General features: G+C 39.3%; 14 protein-coding genes. 2 read left to right on the forward strand and 12 right to left on the reverse strand.

The window, feature by feature from the left end; translation table 11 throughout:
- Window positions 1-183: 183 nt before the first annotated feature.
- From uvrA to MUW56_RS00160, 5 genes are all read right to left on the reverse strand, one after another.
- Entirely contained in the window at window positions 184-3015 is a 2832-nt protein-coding gene (uvrA, locus tag MUW56_RS00140; RefSeq protein WP_292011273.1) for an excinuclease ABC subunit UvrA, read from the reverse strand.
- Between the two features lie 244 nt (window positions 3016-3259).
- A complete protein-coding gene (locus MUW56_RS00145) occupies window positions 3260-4969 on the reverse strand; it encodes a type VI secretion system baseplate subunit TssF (RefSeq protein WP_292011274.1) in 1710 nt (569 codons plus the stop codon).
- Window positions 4872-5144: a hypothetical protein gene (locus MUW56_RS00150; protein WP_292011275.1), complete on the reverse strand. Its 273-nt coding sequence runs from the start codon at window positions 5142-5144 to the stop codon at window positions 4872-4874. The genes MUW56_RS00145 and MUW56_RS00150 overlap by 98 nt, the downstream gene beginning before the upstream one ends.
- 29 nt (window positions 5145-5173) lie before the next feature.
- Entirely contained in the window at window positions 5174-5614 is a 441-nt protein-coding gene (locus tag MUW56_RS00155) for a GPW/gp25 family protein (protein WP_292011276.1), read from the reverse strand.
- 171 nt (window positions 5615-5785) lie between these two features.
- Window positions 5786-7207 carry an APC family permease gene (locus MUW56_RS00160; protein ID WP_292011277.1) on the reverse strand — a complete coding sequence of 474 codons (1422 nt, stop codon included), beginning with the start codon at window positions 7205-7207 and terminating at the stop codon, window positions 5786-5788.
- A gap of 124 nt (window positions 7208-7331) precedes the next feature.
- Between MUW56_RS00160 and MUW56_RS00165 the strand changes: the two genes are divergently transcribed.
- On the forward strand, window positions 7332-7832 hold the full coding sequence (locus tag MUW56_RS00165; RefSeq protein WP_292011278.1) for a DUF4920 domain-containing protein: 501 nt from the start codon (window positions 7332-7334) through the stop codon (window positions 7830-7832).
- A 417-nt stretch (window positions 7833-8249) separates the two neighbouring features.
- Here MUW56_RS00165 and MUW56_RS00170 read toward each other — a convergent pair whose 3' ends face one another.
- Window positions 8250-9359, reverse strand: coding sequence for a M14 family zinc carboxypeptidase (locus MUW56_RS00170; protein ID WP_292011279.1), 1110 nt, complete (start codon window positions 9357-9359; stop codon window positions 8250-8252).
- Between the two features lie 938 nt (window positions 9360-10297).
- Here MUW56_RS00170 and MUW56_RS00175 point away from each other — a divergent pair.
- The gene (locus tag MUW56_RS00175; protein ID WP_292011280.1) at window positions 10298-10831 is read left to right on the forward strand and encodes a helix-turn-helix transcriptional regulator; all 534 of its coding nucleotides are present in this window, start codon (window positions 10298-10300) and stop codon (window positions 10829-10831) included.
- 416 nt (window positions 10832-11247) lie between these two features.
- Here the strand turns inward: MUW56_RS00175 and MUW56_RS00180 are convergent, their stop codons facing one another.
- The 6 genes from MUW56_RS00180 to MUW56_RS00205 form a co-directional block, all read right to left on the reverse strand.
- Window positions 11248-12435 (reverse strand): proline dehydrogenase family protein, encoded by a 1188-nt coding sequence (locus MUW56_RS00180; RefSeq protein ID WP_292011281.1) that lies wholly within the window; start codon window positions 12433-12435, stop codon window positions 11248-11250.
- Between the two features lie 64 nt (window positions 12436-12499).
- Entirely contained in the window at window positions 12500-13429 is a 930-nt protein-coding gene (locus MUW56_RS00185; protein ID WP_292011282.1) for a UbiA family prenyltransferase, read from the reverse strand.
- Window positions 13430-13439: 10 nt separating this feature from the next.
- The gene (locus MUW56_RS00190; protein WP_292011283.1) at window positions 13440-14366 is read right to left on the reverse strand and encodes a mevalonate kinase; all 927 of its coding nucleotides are present in this window, start codon (window positions 14364-14366) and stop codon (window positions 13440-13442) included.
- A gap of 193 nt (window positions 14367-14559) precedes the next feature.
- Entirely contained in the window at window positions 14560-16044 is a 1485-nt protein-coding gene (locus tag MUW56_RS00195; RefSeq protein ID WP_292011284.1) for a tryptophan 7-halogenase, read from the reverse strand.
- Window positions 16045-16055: 11 nt separating this feature from the next.
- Window positions 16056-17432, reverse strand: a complete 1377-nt coding sequence (locus MUW56_RS00200; RefSeq protein ID WP_292011285.1) for a radical SAM protein — start codon at window positions 17430-17432, stop codon at window positions 16056-16058.
- A 32-nt stretch (window positions 17433-17464) separates the two neighbouring features.
- Complete coding sequence (locus tag MUW56_RS00205; RefSeq protein ID WP_292011286.1) at window positions 17465-19723, reverse strand: hypothetical protein; 2259 nt, start codon at window positions 19721-19723, stop codon at window positions 17465-17467.

The following is a 19723-nucleotide window of genomic DNA, read 5'->3' on the forward strand; positions in this document are numbered from 1 at the left end:
AAAATTTAATATTGGAAGTGGCTTTATGAGCAAAATATAAACTGTTGAATTACAAAATAGCCTATAAAATTCAGTTTCTTATTGTCACTTTTATGAACCGGAAATGCGAGAAATTCGGGTTTCAATGAAAATAAAAAAAGAATCTGCTTTCGCAAATTCTTTTGTATAGTTAGGTTGATATTCTTACTCCAGTTCCCTCTTCAAAAACTTTCCTGTCAAGCTTTTCTTCGACTTCACAATTTCTTCAGGAGTTCCCTGTGCTACGATCTGTCCGCCATATTTTCCTCCTTCAGGGCCTACATCAATGATATGGTCTGCCAGTTTAATAACATCCATATTATGTTCAATGATAATGAATGAGTTTCCGAGCTCTACCAGCTGATTGATGGCATCCATCAGGATTTTAACATCTTCAAAATGAAGTCCTGTTGTTGGCTCATCAAGGATATAGAGGGTATTTCCTGTTTGTCTTTTTGCCAGTTCGGTGGCTAACTTGATACGCTGTGCCTCCCCTCCGGAAAGGGTCGTTGACTGCTGTCCTAAAGTGATATATCCCAATCCTACATCCTGTAATGTTTTTACTTTCGCAAAAATCTTAGGAATCGGCTGGAAGAATTCTACCGCTTCATCAATCGTCATATCCAATACATCGGAAATAGATTTTCCTTTGTAACGAACTTCCAGGGTTTCTCGGTTGAAACGTTTTCCGTTGCAGGTTTCACAGTGAACATACACATCCGGAAGGAAATTCATTTCGATGACCTTTAATCCGCCGCCCTGGCAGGTTTCACATCTTCCTCCTTTTACGTTGAATGAAAATCTTCCAGGTTTATACCCGCGGATCTTGCTTTCCGGCAACTCTGCAAAAAGGTTTCTGATATCGGTAAACATTCCTGTGTACGTGGCAGGATTGGAACGGGGTGTTCTTCCGATAGGCGTCTGATCTACATCTACAATTTTATCAATATTATCAAGTCCTTCAATCTTTTTATAAGGCAAAGGTTCCTGAACCGCTCTGTAGAAGTGCTTGTTAAGGATTGGATATAATGTTCCGTTAATCAGGGAAGATTTTCCACTTCCTGAAATTCCGGTCACTACCACGAGTTTCCCCAAAGGAACATCCAGGGTTACATTTTTAAGATTATTTCCTGTAGCTCCCTTTAATACTATATTCTTTCCGCTTCCTGCTCTTCTTTCCGCTGGAATTTCAATTTTTCGTTTTCCATTGATATACTGAGCCGTAATGGTATCTGCTTTCAATAGGTCTTTGGGTTTTCCCTGCCAAAGAATTTCGCCGCCAAATTTACCTGCCTTCGGGCCGATATCAAGAACCTCATCGGCTTCCAGAATCATATCTTTATCATGCTCTACAACCAATACCGAGTTTCCGATATCTCTAAGATTCTTCAAAGAATGAATCAGCCTCTCATTATCTCTCTGGTGAAGCCCGATACTCGGTTCATCAAGGATATACAATACATTTACCAGCTGAGATCCAATCTGTGTTGCCAGGCGGATCCTTTGGGATTCTCCTCCGGAAAGGGTCTTTGAACTTCTGCTCAGGCTTAGATAATCCAAACCGACATCCAGCAGGAACTGAAGTCTGGTTTCGATCTCCTTTAAAATTTCATGAGCAATAATTTTATTTTTTTCCGAGAATTTATCTTTAACGTCCGCCAGCCATTCTTTTAAATCGGCTAAGCTTAAAGCGTTTACCTCGGCAATATTTTTTCCGTCTATTTTAAAGCTTAAACTTGACGGCTGAAGACGTGTTCCGTTACATTCCGGACATGTTTCTTCGGTGGTAAAGTGTCTTTCCAGCAAAATGGCCTCGTATGATTCCCTTTCCTCAATAATCTCTTCCATAAAAGGAATTAAACCGTCAAAACCGATTTTTATTTTCTTGGTAATCCCTGCATATTTCAGATCCTTATTAAATTCTTTGTGGCAGCCATTGTATATATAATCCAATGCTTCTTCCGGGATGTCCTTAAATGGTGTAGTCAGTCCTAATCCAAAAATTTCAAGAATATTTTTTATCTGGGACAGAATCCATTTGTTGGATTTAATATCTTCCAACGGCAGCAGTCCTCCCTGATTGATGGATAACTTGGGATTATCAACAAAGTAATCTGTGTTGATCTTTTTAATGGTTCCCAGTCCTTTACAATTCGGGCAGCTTCCTTTCGGAGAGTTGAATGAAAATGTATTGGGTTCAGGGAGTGCTAAAGAATGCCCTGTTTCAGCATCCATCAGGTTTTTCGAGAAATATTCGATATCGGTACTCCCCAGTTTTTGAATTCCTATAATCCCCTCACCCATTTCCATGGCCGTACGCAGTGACTTTTCCATTCTGGCTTCTGAAGCATTTTCTCCAATGATCCAACGGTCGATAACAATGTCGATATCATGGGTTTTGTAACGGTCAAGTTTTAAATCATACTCAATATCCTGTAGTTCTCCATCAATTCTTGCCTGTCCATACCCTTTTTTAGCCATCTGTACGAAAAGCTCATGATAATGGCCTTTTCTGGATCGTACAACAGGAGCCAATAGCATAATTTTTTCTCCTTTGTAGTTTTCCTTAATGGTTTCAAGAATCTGGTCCTCGGTATAGCTTACTAATTTCTGCCCTGTCGTTAAAGAATAAGCATCCGAAACCCTGGCATACAAAAGACGGAGGAAATCGTATAATTCAGTAACCGTTCCCACCGTGGAACGTGGATTTTTATTGGTTGTTTTCTGCTCAATGGCAATGACAGGTGAAAGTCCTTCTATTTTATCAACATCGGGACGCTCCAGCCCGCCCAGAAACTGGCGTGCATATGCAGAGAATGTTTCGATATACCTACGCTGGCCCTCTGCAAAGATTGTATCAAAGGCTAGTGAAGATTTTCCACTTCCGGAAAGTCCGGTAATTACCACCAGTTCGTTTCTCGGAATTTTAACATTAATATTCTTTAAATTATGTTCACGGGCTCCGTAAACTTCTATATATTCTGTTGATTTGCTCATAATTCAGAGTGATCTTGCCTGAAAATCACAACGTGCAAAATTACGGAATTTTATGGAATTTTATTAACCGTAAAACGTATAAAAATTGAATCCCTGGTAAATTTAACGTATTAAGCTCCCTGCAGGAAATCTATCAAAATATTTTGCGGATTTCTCCCGTAAATAAAAAAGACCGATACAGCGTATATCGGTCTTTCTATCCTTTACAAAGCCTTTTTTTATCAAAGACCTTTTTAATTTTACTTTACATATCCTGGAATTCAATATCTTCGTTGACTATTCTCACCAGGTATTCAATACCGTCTATTGCTTTGGCAATGATCTGGTTCCTAAGGATATTGGCCATATTTTCCCAATATGCTCTTCCATAAAAAGAATAATTCTGAGGTACAATTTCCACTTCCACTGTTCTCACAAAACCTTCTTTAGGCTTGTTGCTGATCATGGTTCCCCTTCTTACTCTTACTTCCTTCATTTCATCTTTCAGAACCATTCTGCAATAGTTTTTAACGTCTTCAAGTGAAATGATCTTATCTCTTGTTGTCAGTGCATATTTATAAGCCTGGATACTGTCTGTCCCCTTTTGTTCTTCAGCTCCTCCTAAAGTTTCGGTAAGCAGAATTATAGTCTGCGACTTCAGCTGGTTAGAAAGCTCAGTTCCCGGGCGCATATGATTCGCCAGGGTACAGTGTGTGATCCAAAAAGAAGCATAGGTATGGTCTGTTTTTTCTACAGGTTCCATAATAACATAATTCAGTTCCTGCCTGATATTTCTTTTGGCATTGTTCACTTTCTGCACCATTGACTTCATTTTGTCGGACATTTCACTGAGAACACCTTTTACATTATCCCTGTTGAGAAGGGAAAAAGCAGCAATTTCATCTCTGGTCAGCTCCAGTACGTTAGCGATCATATCCACAGCATTTCTATTGGTGAAACGTTCCATACCTCCTTTTCTTACCGTATACAAGCCTTTTTTAAGATCGTCGGCAGGGGTAAAAGGAATTTCTGTATATTTTCTTCCGTCTCCGTCCTGAACCTCATCTACATACAGAAAATGTTCACCTTCATCAGTTACCAGAGGAATATTGTTTCCCATAATGTCTAAACTGTATTCTGTTTTCTTCCAGCCTCTGTTGTAGATTGGGAATGCATTCAATACAAATGAGAAATTATCGAGGATTTCAGCAGAAAACTGAGGCGGGAATTCAAAGGTAAGCCAGAGGTATTTCTTATTTTCAATGTATTTTACAATCTCTTCTTTTCCCTGAAGGAACTCAAGGTTCTGGGGAAGCTGTCCGGGTTCTGAAAACAGACTTTGGGAGATTCCTGTAACTTCTATGAATTTGTGGCGGTAAATACTTTTAATATCCTCAATGACTTTATTGCGGATAGACTGCTCCCTGAACATCTGTTCGTAGCCGTCCGGCTGATTTTCTGTAAGGTAGCTCAGCCCTTCTCTCACAAATAAAGGATTCCCACTACTGGAAACGGTAATATAAGGGAGAAGTTTATATACAAAATCCAGATGTTCAAAAGCCGGATTGGAACAGAAAACGCTCAAATATTTCGGGAAATTTTCATACGTATATTTGCTTACATCAACTCCCACCGTAATTTTTCTGTAATCTTCAGGTTTTCCGGGAAATCTGGCAATAGGAATTTTGTTGAAACGGTCATCTATACTGTAACAGGTATTTCCCACCAACATGATGGAAGTATGAACTTTATTGATTCTTACATTCCCAACCGGGGTAAAAGGGATATTCAGCTGTTTATCCGATTCTGATTTTATCGTGGATGTCATCTGCTTACGGAAGAAAAACTCTGTATGCTCCAGCAAGACTTCAGAAGACTCATAAGGCTGTGTAAAAGCAACTGCATGAGCCGGTATCGGATGAGTATAGATAGACGGGGTAAGAAGTTTGGCCAGTTTTTCTAAAGATACGGGCATTTACCGTCTGAATTTCATTATTTGCTTTAAAAACCTCTGTACTGAATGCATCTATCAGCAGTTTTACAAACGGGTCTAAAGACTGCGGGCTTTTCAGTCCCCAGACTTTAGTGGCATTCTGAAGCATTCTGGCTTTTACAGATTCTTTTGAATAAATATTTTGATCTAAATTCATAAATTTTTGGTGCTGTTAAAAAAAGAGATTTAATCAATAGACATCGGACTGAGGAACAATTCCGTTGAAAAACTGAAACGTTCCCCCGTTGCCTCCATTTTTGCATTGATGGCAATTCTTACTTTCTTTTTAATTTCTGTGTGTTCTTTAGTATCGTAGCTGTGTTCTACAAACTGGATATGGGCTTCCACTTGCGGCTGTACAATGCGGGGTTCATATTCCTGGATTTGTCTTTTAAGACTTTTTATAAAAACACTTTCCCAGATGGCACTTGTCACTCCGTTATCAAACTCAAGGTTCCAAACGTCATTGCCATAGTTTTCATCATATCTGTTTTCTCCCTTTTTAGTGGTGATCAGCAGCATAATATTGTGGGCTATACTCTCTCCCATATCGCAGGTATCGATACTTCCGCCTTCGGTCATCAAAGTAGACGGCACAAAAGGCATTCTGTAATTTGGTGTATCCATAGTCAACTTCTTAATTTTTTACTTCATGGTCAGGTTTACTTAAAACGAAATACCAAAATACACATTTTCACTAAATAATTGTTATACTCCATTAAAATATTATTCAAAAAGAAGGGACTTTCCATTCAGTTGGAAAGTCCCTAAACTATTATCTCCGGATCTTGTTCCGTCCTATTTTTTCCTGTTAATAAAATAATACACGGGAAGTCCCAACAGAACCAGTACGAATCCCGGCCATGTATACTGTTGTTTATAGATTAAAAGTAAAATACAGAATCCTGTTCCGATCACTAAATAAATCACCGGAGTGACGGGATAAAGCCAGGTTTTATACGGCCTTTCAAGGGCAGGCTGTTTGATTCTTAAATAGATCACTCCGAAAACGGTAATCATATAAAACAATACAATCACAAATGAGATCATGTCCAGTAAATTTCCGTACTGTCCGCTCAAACATAGAATGGAGGCCCAGATTCCCTGCATCCACAAGGCATTTTCAGGAACTTCATTTTTATTGTTTTCAATTGCAGATGTAAAGAACATTCCGTCTTTTGCCATGGTTTGAAAAACTCTTGCTCCAGCTAAAATAAGTCCGTTATCACACCCAAATGTGGAGATCATGACCAATAAAGCAATAATAATCGTCCCTGCGCTCCCAAAAATATTCTGAGATGCGGCTACTGCCACCCTGTCGTTAGCTGCAAAAGCAATTCCCTCTCTGTCCAATGCATTTAGATACACAAAATTGACCGCGATATATAGAATCATTACTGCAGAAGTCCCGAAAATCATTGCCTTAACCACATTTTTCCTGGGATTGTCAATTTCCCCGGAAACAAATGTTACACTTTCCCAGGCTACAGAACTAAAAACAGAACCAACCATTGCGGCAGCTATCCCACCCATCAATGTCATTCCACTAATGGGTTCCCAGCCTTCTTTAAGAAAATTACCGCTAAGATCTTTCTTAAGATTACTGAACGAATCCGTACCCAAGCTGAAGTTTTCCGCCATATGCGAAAAATCTACCAGTATAAACCCTAGAGCAATAAGGCCCAGCAGCGCAATAATTTTAGAACCTGTAAATATATTCTGAAGGAGTTTTCCACTTTCCACTCCCCTTGTATTGATATAAGTAAGCAGGAGAATTACTGCTATGGCCAGAATCTGTATCCATGTAATTTTGAATTCCCCGCTTTGAAAAATAGGGGCAGCATCATTAAGCGATGGAATCAGGTAAGCTGTAAATTTTCCAAAAGCCATGGCTACAGCAGCAATGGTTCCGGTCTGGATTACAGTAAAAAGACCCCAGCCGTAGAGAAATCCCATTTTCTTACCGAAGATTTCTTTCAGATAGGTATATTGGCCTCCGGCTTTCGGAAACAGTGCGGAAAGTTCGCCATAACTTATTGCCGCAGCTACGGTCATAATCCCTGTTATAATCCATACCACGATAAGCCAGTATCCTGATCCGAGATTACGCATCATGTCAGCGCTTACAATAAAGATCCCACTTCCGATCATAGACCCCATTACCAGCATAATGGCGTCCCAGAGTTTTAATTTTTTTGCATAGTCAAGTATAGGCGTCAAATATAAAAAAATAAGCCTTTGATTTTAAATATTATTGAAAAATAACCAAAGCACATGTTTTTTATCAACTTTTTATTTATTTATGATTCAATTTTAATTAGTACTTTTGAAAAAAATAATAAAAATGAAATTCAAAGCGATCGTATTTGCAGCAGCAATAAGTGCTTCCACTCTGGCTTTCGCCCAGGAAGTAGGACCTCCCGCAGGAAAGGCTTTGGCAGGTGATACTTATGGAGCCGGAGTTGCCAGTGGAGTTGAATCTAAGGCAGTCACAGCAGATATACTCAGTAAGCAGCTTAAAAAAGAAAATAAAAAACTGGAAAATGTTGCCATCAAGGGTAAAGTAACTGATGTATGTGAGAAAAAAGGATGCTGGCTTACCATTCAAACTGATGATAATTCCAAATTTTTCGTGAAAATGAAGGATTATGCGTTTTTTGTACCGACTGCTTTAAAAGGTAAAAATGTAGTATTGGAAGGAAATGCAGAAAGAAAAGTAACTTCTGTGAACGAGCAGAAACATTATGCTGAGGATGCAAAAAAGCCCCAGTCTGAAATTGACGCGATTACCCAACCTAAAGAGGAGATCAGATTTTTAGCCAGCGGAATTAAAGTAGTTAACTAATCTGTAAAAATGATATAAAAAAGCAGCAGTCTTATTTTTTAAGCTGCTGTTTTTTATTTATACCTGAATTATTTAATTTTTTCTCTTTTTCGAACATAACAGGATAAATCGGCAGAAAGTCTACGTCGGATAAAATTCCGTCTTAAATCCGCCCCATGCTTCTCCTTCAAATACCTGATTCACTTCCATGGTCTATTCAGGTTTGAACCTTAAGGCTATTATTTGTCCCATTCCCATTAATAGAAATAGCATGCAGATCAGTATCTTTTTCATACGGATAGCTGTTGAATTATTTTTTCTTAAGCAGAGATCCCTGGCAAGCCCATTGCGACCCCTGATCATTGTAATTGATAGATAATAAAAGCCTCGCAGTATGTTTGCGAGGCTTTAGTATAGCTAAACAGTTTAGAAATACGGTTAATCTTCAATGGTAAATTCTGCAGGGGCATCCAGTTTTGGATATTTAGTCACAGAAATAAATTTCTTCCCGGTACAATCCACTTCCAGCCAGCCTTTTCTTTTTTTCACATCTCCTACTTCCATTACAAAAGGTACAAATGAGATCTCATCTTTTCCTTCTTCGATCATTTCCCTGTACTGCACGGCAATATCCAGAATACATTCATGATCCGTATTCAGTTTTACATTCCTGTAAATGATATCAAAATGGGTTTCTCTGTTTTCCGGGATTTCAAGATAGTGTTCCCATCCTGTAGTATCGGAATTCAGTTCGCTGATGGCCTTCAGGGCATAATAAAGCGCAATGGTATAATATTTCCTTGTTCCTTTTCTGTTATAATCATCTGCAAAATGGCCGCCTTCAAATAAAATCGTTGGCATTCCGGCTTTAATAAAGTTGTCACCAGTAGACGTCGGATAGAATTCATCAGAATATCTTCCAATCTGATCAGGAATCATTTCTTTTAAATGGCTGTAAACACTCCCGATGACGGCCATACATTTTTTTCTGTTTTCCGTCACGGTACGTTCAACATTTTCAGAAGGTGCCAAAAAGGAAAGTGTAGCCGGATGTATACCATCTGTTGTAAAAATTGTTCTCTGCTCATGCAGGTTCAGGGCATAGTCATATTTTTTAGAGGCAACAGCTTTTTTAAGAAACTTAATCTCTTTGCTCGCTTCATTGTGAAAATCCCGGTTCAGATCAATATCCGCAGCATTCAGTCTGGCCCACTTTTCCGATCCGTCAGGATTCAGCATAAAAATAAAATCAAGACTTATTTTACTGAACAGATCTTCCTTCATTTCGGGAGCCTTATCCAAGCTTACCAATAGATCAAGCATAGCGTGAGTGGCATTGGATTCATTTCCGTGCATCTGTGACCAGGCCAAAACATGGATACTTCCTGTCCCGATGCTTAACTGGTAAATAGGTTTCTCTAAATACGATGTTCCGATCTCCTGAATATAATCGCTGAGATTGGTCTGCAGGTAATAAAATAATTTTTCAGGGGAAATATAACGATTAGGAAAATCAGAGTTTGGAGAATAGATCTGTTCGAAATTCATTTTATAAATTATTTACAAGAGTCAAATTTAACCATTTTTAGCCTAAAAAAATAAATTAACATCTGTAAATAGTCTCAAAACGGGAAAATTTGCAGTTTACATATCTGTCATCACTATTTTACAGGAGTTAAATTTGCGGATTGTAAAGTGGAGTTAGTAAGTTAACATCTGTAACATTGCTAAACAGGACGAACTGACAAATTGTCTGTGGATAAAATTGTGGATTGCGGATAATTTAATATCATGCATTCAAAGAATTAATTTTCAGCACTTTACAAAATCTATCTCAATTGTATTTTTAATAATACTTGAAGTGTAAAAAAGGCTTAAATGAAGTATTTGAGGGTTATTTTATTAAACATTATAATGGTGGATAACTAGGTTTTATATGTGCTTATACAAATGTAAATTGATAGAAATATTGGGATGTATCAAAAAAACTGACATTGTAGTCTTTTTTTAGGTCATCCAGATACCTCAAAAATCTGTTGAGCGATATAGCAGTTATTTATTGGTAAAAGAAGCCTTGCATCGGCTTAAAATGGAGTTTTTACATCAGTAATTTACGATTGTAATGCCCATAAAATCCTATTTAAAGGCTATTTAATATAAATTTATTCTCATAACAGAAATGTAACCTATTACCAATGTAAATTAACGTTTTTAGCTTGGTCTTTTACCTTTATAGTCCTTTAATGGACTATGATTTACATTTTTAAACAAGTTATATTGCAAAATAATACATCATAGCAGCTTACCGGATTAGATTAATAACAGGTCATATAACAATTGTAATTTAGCCATACTATATTGATTGATAGACAGATTGGATTCATTTACATTTGTATACCCATTAAACCCTCATTTATTTACATTTGTATTTTGCATTTGTAAATTATATTCTTTACATTTGTAAAATAATAATTGACTTATTTTTTATGAGTTTAAATGAGAGAATTTCAAAAGTTATAGAGTATTCCCATCTTACTCCATCTGAGTTTGCCGATGAGATCGATGTACAGCGTTCTTCGATTTCGCATATTACTTCCGGAAGAAATAAACCGTCTCTGGAATTTATCATAAAAATAAAATCACGATTCCCTGAACTTCTTTGGGATTGGCTGGTTACCGGAGAAGGTGAAATGCTGAAATCAGAACTTCCCGAAACAGCTGAACATGAAAACGGATATAACGAGGAGGAAAAAGGAAAACCAACTCCTCTGCCCGATCTCTTCACCATGATGAATGATGATGACGAGTTCGGATCTGATGAGACAGAGCTTCCAAAAGAGGGTCCCGGAGAATCGTTTATACCGTCCAAGGATAAAGCGCAGGAACAAATATCCGATTCTCAGCGATTAGAAAATTCAGCAGATCATATTTTGAGTCAAGTAATTGGTAATCAGTCTAATAAAATAAAGCGGATTGTTTTGTTCTATGAAAACGGAAAATTTGAAAGTTTTGAGCCATAAAAAACCTGACCATAGAATAATGGGCAGGCTAAAAAATATTTGAAGAAAACTAAAGCTATTGCTTTATTATTTTAAAAATTTTGAGGATCTGCCCCGGACCATTTTCAGGTGTTATCAGGAGCAGCCAAAATTTATCAAATTAAATTGGGGTAAAACTATAGAGGACAGGATTAGTATACTTTGCCAAAAGTATAAAACGATCCATAAGAAATATTTTCATGTCTTAGTTTTTTGTAATTAACCAAATATAGTAAATTAAAATCAAATCAACACAATAAATGTTTTTATTTTATTATTTATTCAATAAATTTAACAATTAGTATCATTATTATTAATACAATATACGGGTCTGACCGGGAATATCTATTTTTTATTAAGTTGCCACAAAATAAAAGGCCCGCATACTGCAGGCCTTTTCATACTTCAATTAAGTAAGTCTTATTTTTTCTTCTTTCCAGCTCTTTCTTGATAAGCCCTAATTCCCTTCCGGTCTGTCCGGCTACAGAAGTGTTTTCCCGAGCTCTTCTTGTAAGGTAGGGTACAACATCTTTTACCGGACCATACGGAAGATATTTCGCCACGTTATAGCCTTTATCCGATAAATAAAAGGTAATATTATCACTCATTCCGTAAAGCTGTCCGAAATAAACATGAGGATTACCGTTTTCCAGGGATTTAGTTTTCATTTTATCCATGATCAGCTCTGAAGAAATCTCATTATGAGTTCCGAAGAATGCAGACACTTTATCCAGGTGGTTCATCACAAAATCAATCCCTGCATTATAGTTTTTATCTGAAGCTTCTTTATTAGGCTGAATCGGATCTGCATATCCTTTTTCGGCAGCTCTGGCTCTTTCTTTTTCCATATAAGCACCGCGAACAATCTTATACCCGATAAAATAGTTCTTTTCTCTTGCTCTCTGAAGATTCGCTTCCATATATTCCAGCCTTCCTGTTCTATACATTTGGATGGTATTCCAAACGATCGGTTTTTCCTGGTTATATTTCTCCATCATCTCTTCACAAAGGTGGTCTGCTGCATCCTGCATCCATGTTTCTTCCGCATCTACCATTACCTTTTTATCATTTTCATGGCAAAGGCTGCATACCTCATCAAATCTCCTTACTACTCTCTCCCATTCTTCTTTCTGGCTTGAAGTAAGTTCAGCCCCTTTTCCAACGGCTTCATAAAGGTCTATTCTTCCAAATGCAGTCGGTTTAAACACAATAAAAGGGATAGCCGGATTTCCTACTGAAAATCGTACAATATCCTTAATTTCTTTACATACTGCATCAAAGGTTTCTTCATCTTCCTTCCCCTCAATAGAATAATCGAAAATACTTCCAACACCTCTTTTGAAAAGCTGCTTTACTACTTTCATACTTTCTTCACGGGTTTCTCCGCCGCAGAATTGCTCAAAAAGAGTGTTTTTAACAATTCCCGTCACAAAAGGAAAGTTGTTGTGTACCGTAAAATTAAGGACAGATGTTCCAAGGCTGGTCAGTGCAGGCTGTTCAATCATTTTAAACATCCAGTAAGCCTTTTTCAGTTGTGCATCAGACTTGTCTGCAAATGCAATTTTAGTATCATTAAAAATGGGCATTCCTATTTATTAAATTTAGTTTTACAAAGGTAATAATAACCTCAGTTTATTTAAAGAAATTTTTCTAGAATTTACTCTCAATTCCGTTCAAAAGCATGGCGATAATTCCGACAAAAACCCAGAAACGTAATATATTAATAGTAAAGAAGTTACTCCTTCTGGAAGAATTCAAAAGAAGATAAATACAAAGGATCATGACAAACAGCCCACCGGCAAAATAATAAGCCATAAAGCTGGTCACTCCGGTTTTAGCGATAATCTTCATCGAAACAGCCATTGTAACAGCCAATAAAGAAATAAGGATCATCTTTGTATTCCTGGTTTTAAAATAATTGGGAATGGTGGTATACCCAAAGGTTTTATCAACGCTTTTGGTAAGGGTATCTTTTACAATATCAATGCATAGAAGGATAAGGAAAAGAAAAACAGCCATCAGGATTATTTTTCTCGAAAATGTTTCGTAATACACCATCATTCCAAAAAACGGATAGAGGGTAAGGCTTACAAATGTGAGATTATTAACAATAAGAATCCGGCTTAGTTTATGGCTGTACAACCACATAAAAAACTGATATACCAGGAAAAAAACAAAAACATTATGGGAAATCATCCAGGCAACCCCCAAAGAAATGGCACTAAGCCCCAGGTAGGCATATAAAAAATATTTCTGTTTGATAAAGCTCTGGATCCTGGTTCTGAAGGGCTTTACAATATGGTCTTTTTCCAGATCATAAAACTGATTAATGATTCCGCCCGCCAAAATCGTAAGTACGGTACAGAAAATAATACCGTGAACTTTAAAGTCAAATACAAAATTTCGGAACGTTTCATCCTGGTTGAACAGGAAAAAAGTGGAAACATACAGTGCAAACGTCAGCAGGGCAGCCACAAAAAACCGGGCACCGAGCATAAAGCCCACGAATTGTGAGAATCTGTAAAATAGATTTTTAGAGATATAGTTCTTAGAGTGGAAAGTTTCTTTTTCAGAATTCATTCCAATCTGTTTAAAATCTGTAAATCACCTCTTTTTGGAAGCCGTCAAGCATTTTTTCGGCCTTTTCATAATCTTTGGTAAATCCTAAGATATAACCACCCCCGCCGCTTCCGCAGAGTTTCAGGTAATAAGCATTAGAATCAAGTCCTTTTTTCCAGATATTAAAGATGCTTTCAGGGATCATGGGACGGAAATGTTCATAAGCCCAATGGGAAAGTTTCTTTAGATTTCTGAAGAACGGATTCATATCTTTTTTAAGAAATGTCTCTATACAGGCATTATTGTAACGGATAAACTCTTCTTTCAGTGTTTTGCGGAAACCTTCCGTTTTCATTTTCTCAAAGAAGATCTGGATCATAGGTCCCGTTTCCCCTGTTATGCCGGAGTCAATAAGGAAAATAGCACCTTTTCCTTCTTCACCATCGGGAATAGATACCCTGCCTAAATTTTCTTTATTTTCAATCAGGATCGGCAGGTTCATATAACAGATCAATGGATCCATTCCTGAACTTTTGCCATGGAAATAGCTTTCCATTTCACCGAAAACAGCCTTTAGTTTTTTAAGATTTTCTTTGGAAATACTGTCGGGATTAAGTTTACTGATCGAATATTTTTCAAAAATAGCAGCTACCAAAGCTCCGGAACTTCCTACGCCATAGCCTTGCGGAATGTTGGAATCAAAGAAAAGCCCGTTTGAAATATCATTTTTAAAGCTTTCGATATCCAATTTAAAATCATCAGAAAGATCAAGTGCTGAAAGGTAATCAGCATATTTCTGCAGATGTCTGTTGGATTTAAGCTCAAATTCTGAGCTTAGATCTGAAAATTTTAAAGCCCCTTTATAGAAGCTGTAAGGTACTACAAGCCCCTGGGAATCTTCAATCATTCCATATTCTCCAAACAGGATTATTTTTGCATAAAATAGAGGGTTGGTCATTTTGACAATAAATCTTTTTGCAAAGTTAAAATTATTCTGCTCAATATAAGCAAAATTCAAGCCGAATTCCAATAAATTGATACAGAAAAATTGTTTTCACCTTATAATCTTTCTGTAAAAATAGAGGTTTCTGATGTAAATAAAGGAAAAAGCCTGAAATTATCAGGCTTTTTATGAGTCATTTAAAATGGGCTCAACTTAATTCCATTACTCCCAGATCACATAGCCGTATCATAATAGCACGGGCTTTTTCAAACGGCATGTCCCGGCTCCAGGAGTACATCAGTTCTCCAAAAGTATCGGTATCCTGCAGGTGGCTAAGCAGGGGAATAATTTCTACATTATCAACATAGGCTATCTCCTGTTCCAATAAAGGGTGTCTGACTGCATTTTTTAATGTAAGCTGATCATCTTCAACGCATATGGCTTTTATCCGGGTAACCTGAGGAGAAAGCCGTATCTTTTTGTACCATAGCTGGGCTATATCTTCTCCATAACCTATTCCAGCAGTGGCAGCTGCAATTTTATCTTCTCTTTCTGTTTTGGTTTCTTCCATCTTCAGCATCAACTTGTTATAAAATTGATTTTCGGTAGCGTGAGAGGTAATACTGAATTTCGATCTCTCTTTCCAGAAACGGGTACTGCTTTTCGGCCATGCTCTTTCGTAATAGCCTGCTGTCCATTCCAAATGGCGGATCACAGAGCGGGCCATATGATCTTCATAAAAGTTGCGGGCCAGTTCAATATTCCGGGTTTTCAGTACGGTATTGATGGCAATCACCGTCTGCAATGAAAACCGCATGGCTTTTTCCACTCCCGTTGAAGAAAGCGGGTCAAGAGTAAAGGCAGCTTCACCCACCCTGATGTAATTCTCTTCCCATGGTTGATGATGGCTATAATTGACGACCGAACAGCTTTTAATGGTTGAAAAATCAAGTTTTTGAAGTCCTTCTGCAAACAATACTGATGAGGACAGACGGTTAATAAAAAGCTGTTCAGGATTTTTCTTTTTCAGGTCTTCGGGTGCTGAAAATATCATGATCCTAAACTTTCCTTCAGGCAAAGGAGCACCCCACAGCCAGCCGGACTGCTGTGCTTCCACCAGGGTAGACCGGGGCATAACGGCACTGTCTGTATTGGCATATAGAGCCACCATAGCCGGTGCAGTAATGATTTTATCCACTGTTCTGAGGCCGCTTCTTCCCCTGGCATCTATTATAAACAGAGCATGAAGTTCCTTTTGCTCCCCATTTTCTCTAATGATTACTTTCCAATGATCATATTCTCTGTGAAAATATTCCGGTTTTGCAGGCTGAAAAAGGCACATTCCTCTTGAAACGGCTAAACGGAGCATATCATGGTCCAGTTTTCCTCTGTCAACCATAATACCGCCGCCGCTTTGCCTAAACTCCATATTTCTTTCGCCCGCTTTTTCCCAGATGACCTGTGCCGGGAGTGCATGAAGGTACCCATGAAGCTCTAAAAGGTGATCCGCATCAAGGTATTCGAAAATATTTCTTATCCCCGCAGATAGTGATTCTCCAATTTGGTGACGCGGAAATATCTGCTGCTCAACAAGGCCTACACGGTAGCCAAGCGCCAGCAGCCTTAATGCCGCACAGGAGCCGGCAGGTCCGCCGCCAATAATTAATACATCAAAATGTTCCGCATTTTTCATTGTTTTATATTTTAGCGGAACCAACCGGGAACCATTCTTGAAAGCCTTTCGTGGGCCTGAATGGTATAATGCAGCCACCCCCGGATATAGTTGCAGGCATTCCTTCCTTTATCAAGCACTTCGTGGTGGCATCCTCCGCCACAGAGATAGCGGGCCCAGCATTGGCTGCAGGGAGACTGCTGATGTACATGCCTTGACTGCAGCCAGGTGTTTTGAAGCTGTTCATCAATGCCATTTTCAATATCTCCCATTCGTCCTGCAGGCTCATTGACAAATCTGTGACAGGCTGAAAGTTCCCCTTCAGCCGATACTCCCATATATCCTGCTCCTGCACCGCATGGGTAAGGTCTGTGGGTTCCTTTATCAATCTCTTTGAGTGCATTAATCATATTCAGATAGGGATAACGCTTTCCTTCCAGTATTTTTTTTTCAAAATGCAGCCCACAGGCAATCATTGCACTCAGTAACTGTTCCAGATCTTCTGTATTCATCTCTCCTTTCCCGCTGCTTGAATTCAGCAATGGAGAAAAGCCTACGCTATGAAAACCCATATTGATAAAACTGTCAAGCGCATCCAATAGGTTCAGATTGGCAGGAGTAACCGTTACCCGGACAGACACCTGCATTTTCCGCTGGATCTGTAGTAAGAACTTACTATTTTCCATGATCCGGCTGTAAGTGCCTGCACCGCCTTTAAGGGGCCGCTGGGCGTCATGCTCTTCTTTCAGCCCGTCAAGGCTGATGGTCACTGAAAAACCATGATGCTCAAAGAATTCTGCATCCTCCCGGGTAAGCAGAGTTCCATTTGTAGTCATGGAAAAACCGACGCTTATGTTTTTTTCCGCCGCTTTCTTGACAGCATATTCTGTTGCTTCCCTGATAGCCTTCCGGTTCAGAAGAGGCTCGCCCCCAAGAAATGTAAGCTGTACTTTTCCATTTTCAGGGCAGCCGTTAAGCAATAGGTCAATCGATTTGGTGGCAACATCCATTGTCATATTTTTCATGGCTCCTCCAAAGCTTCCCTGATCAGCATAGCAGTACGTACATCCCATATTGCATTTTTGAGCAATGGCAAGCGAAAGTGCATGTACTGCAGGGCTTTTTAAAGGTTCATCATCTATTTTCCGGGCTGCTTCCAGGCCCATCTCTGATAATTTTTTCTCAATACCCGCCTCATCCTTTGAATCCAGCAATACTTGAAATTCTGCTTCTGTCTGCGGAGAGATCCGGTAGAGCATGCTTCCATTTGTAATCAACAGCTGGGTACCCTGCCCGCCCTTTACCAGATGGATCAATGGGGAAGCCGGGCCGGATTCGGAAGCTATTTTTTGCGCCAGCCTGTCTGCCACATCTCTCGTGATATGGCCTGTATCAATAAGCGTTGTCATATGATACTAATTTATAGTTTACTAATTGTTTTCTAATCATTTGTTCCAATGGCATCCTTCCCTTTAATGATAAAGCTGAGTTCTCCTTCCCAGTTCCTGAAGAGATCATCGTAGCTCAATAATCTTGAATCGGTTCTGTTATCAGGGATGTATTCTCCTGTCCGTTTTTTTGCCATCCAGTTGTCTCCTGTGCTCAATCCTTTTTCATCGGGAACTACATTCACGAAATCAGGTCTGCTGGCAGCCCAGTAGTAGCATGCACATTCACGGTAATCATTTTGCCAGGGAGCACATAATCCCTGAGTCATTTCCCCAGGTTTTATAATAGCGTCTGACAAAGCGCTGGTCCCTTTTTCGAAAAAATAATTCACCTTCAAACTTATTTTACGGAAACGTTTTTCATCATGAAGATCTTTTTCTGTAACGACAATTTCTGTCGGGGAAGGTTCATTCGTAAAATGACACACGACTTCCTGTCCCTGCTTTTGCAGCACGCTTGCCATTGAATTTGACCATTCCATGAATGATACTCCATTGGGATTGGCGGCAGTAATCAGCGGGCCATTATCGCCATTCGGAAATACGGGGCCTGTAGTAGAAACCATGGTCGGTTTATTTTCTATAGCCACTAAACGGCATCCCACCAATTTAAGATGGTCCAGTGCAGGATCCGTCTCAATCACATAATTATTGTTTTCAATGAGTACAATACCGTCAAATGCACGGCGCCATAGATTTCTGAAGTCGAATTCAAGTCCCGGGAAACAGTTTGAAATAGCAGATCTCGGTAAAATGGAAAAAGGATTTCCTTTTCCGAGGTAATGCAGCTGGGCTGTAAGATTATTGGCCTGAAGTGCATTTTCCGATGGTGATTTTTCATGGGTATCCTTATCCTGGCTATCCTTGAACATTGCTCCGGCAGCGGCCCGGATCACCATACTGATCTGCCGGCGGGTAAACGTTAAAGCTCTTCCGTCTGCTCCGCGCATCAAAGCCGGCATTTTACGCAGTGTAGGACTGGAAAGGTCTCCAATTTCTTCCGGACGGCGCAATGCATCCACAAACCAGGCGGCGGCTCCCGTAGTCAGCCCTCCGAATACTCTTTCATGTAAGGCACGCAAGGCCAGGTTATCAACAATAGAAGTAGCCATTATAGGTTCATAAAGGCGTCCAAAATCATTGGTATTCTGTCTTACCATGGTACTGGCTGCATTCTGTATTCCCTCATAAGAATTACCGTTCATTACGGCGGTATTCATCAGTCTGATGGTTTCAAAAGCCCGCCTTACAATCTCTTCAGCCTGATCGATATCCACCTCGCCTTCAACTTCAGGGCCTAGTAAGATCTGCTCAAGTTCATCAGAAACTACCCTTACCGGAAGCGTATCCGGAGCAAATGCCGGCGGACCGGCACTGATATGAGCCCGTGCAGTCAGGTCATACCCACCGCCGGTCAGATGTACTGAGACAAAGCCGTCACATTCATCATCAAGATATCCCCAGCTGATCCGGTCATCATTAGCAAGGGAATAGCCTGCAAATATTTGTGCCGGATTGGTATAGGTAGGTTCTACTTTACTTTTCTCACAATACCCTCTCCAGCCCTTTGTTTCATCATAGATCACCAAATCATCCGAATTGATGATCGGATCCGGCTGGTAGCGCTTGCTTTCACTTTCATCCCTGAAACAGCTTGAACCATAGACTTTTCCTGCTGCAGGGGTGAAACGGAACCTTATTTCGGGAAATTCATCCGTTGGAGCTATAAACTGTACTGATCCCAGCGGTAATTTTTTATGAGGTAAAAAGTTAGCGCATTCTCCCAGTAAAGGTTGCAGATCATGACTGGTAATCCCTGAAATCTTAGCGTAGATTTTGTCATCCGCCTTTCCTGTTCTCCGGAATATTTTAATATTTCCAACCTCAACATCCCAGCTTATATTTTCAACATGCAGCCCGGCCTTTTCCAATAAACTTTTGGTAAGAGGGACCAGATTCTTGTCATCTTCGTCGGTGCGGGCAAATACTTCCAAAAAGGGAGCTACCGGATGTATTACCCCGTCTTTTGACTGTATAGTGGGTGATTTTTTAAAATTGATATGGTTCGGAAATTCACTGGTAATTTTTCCAGTTACCTGATCGATGCTGAACGTTTCCTGAGGAATAATAGTTCTAAAATCAAGAGGTTTATCCTCAGAAAGGCCAAGGTCGTAGGCTGATAATGGAGTATCAGAAGAGCCTAAACGGCCAATAGCTATGGGTGGAAGTATGCGAAGTTCTAAAATTTTCAT

This window comes from Chryseobacterium sp., assembly GCF_022869225.1.
In the GTDB taxonomy this organism is placed as follows: Bacteria; Bacteroidota; Bacteroidia; order Flavobacteriales; family Weeksellaceae; genus Chryseobacterium.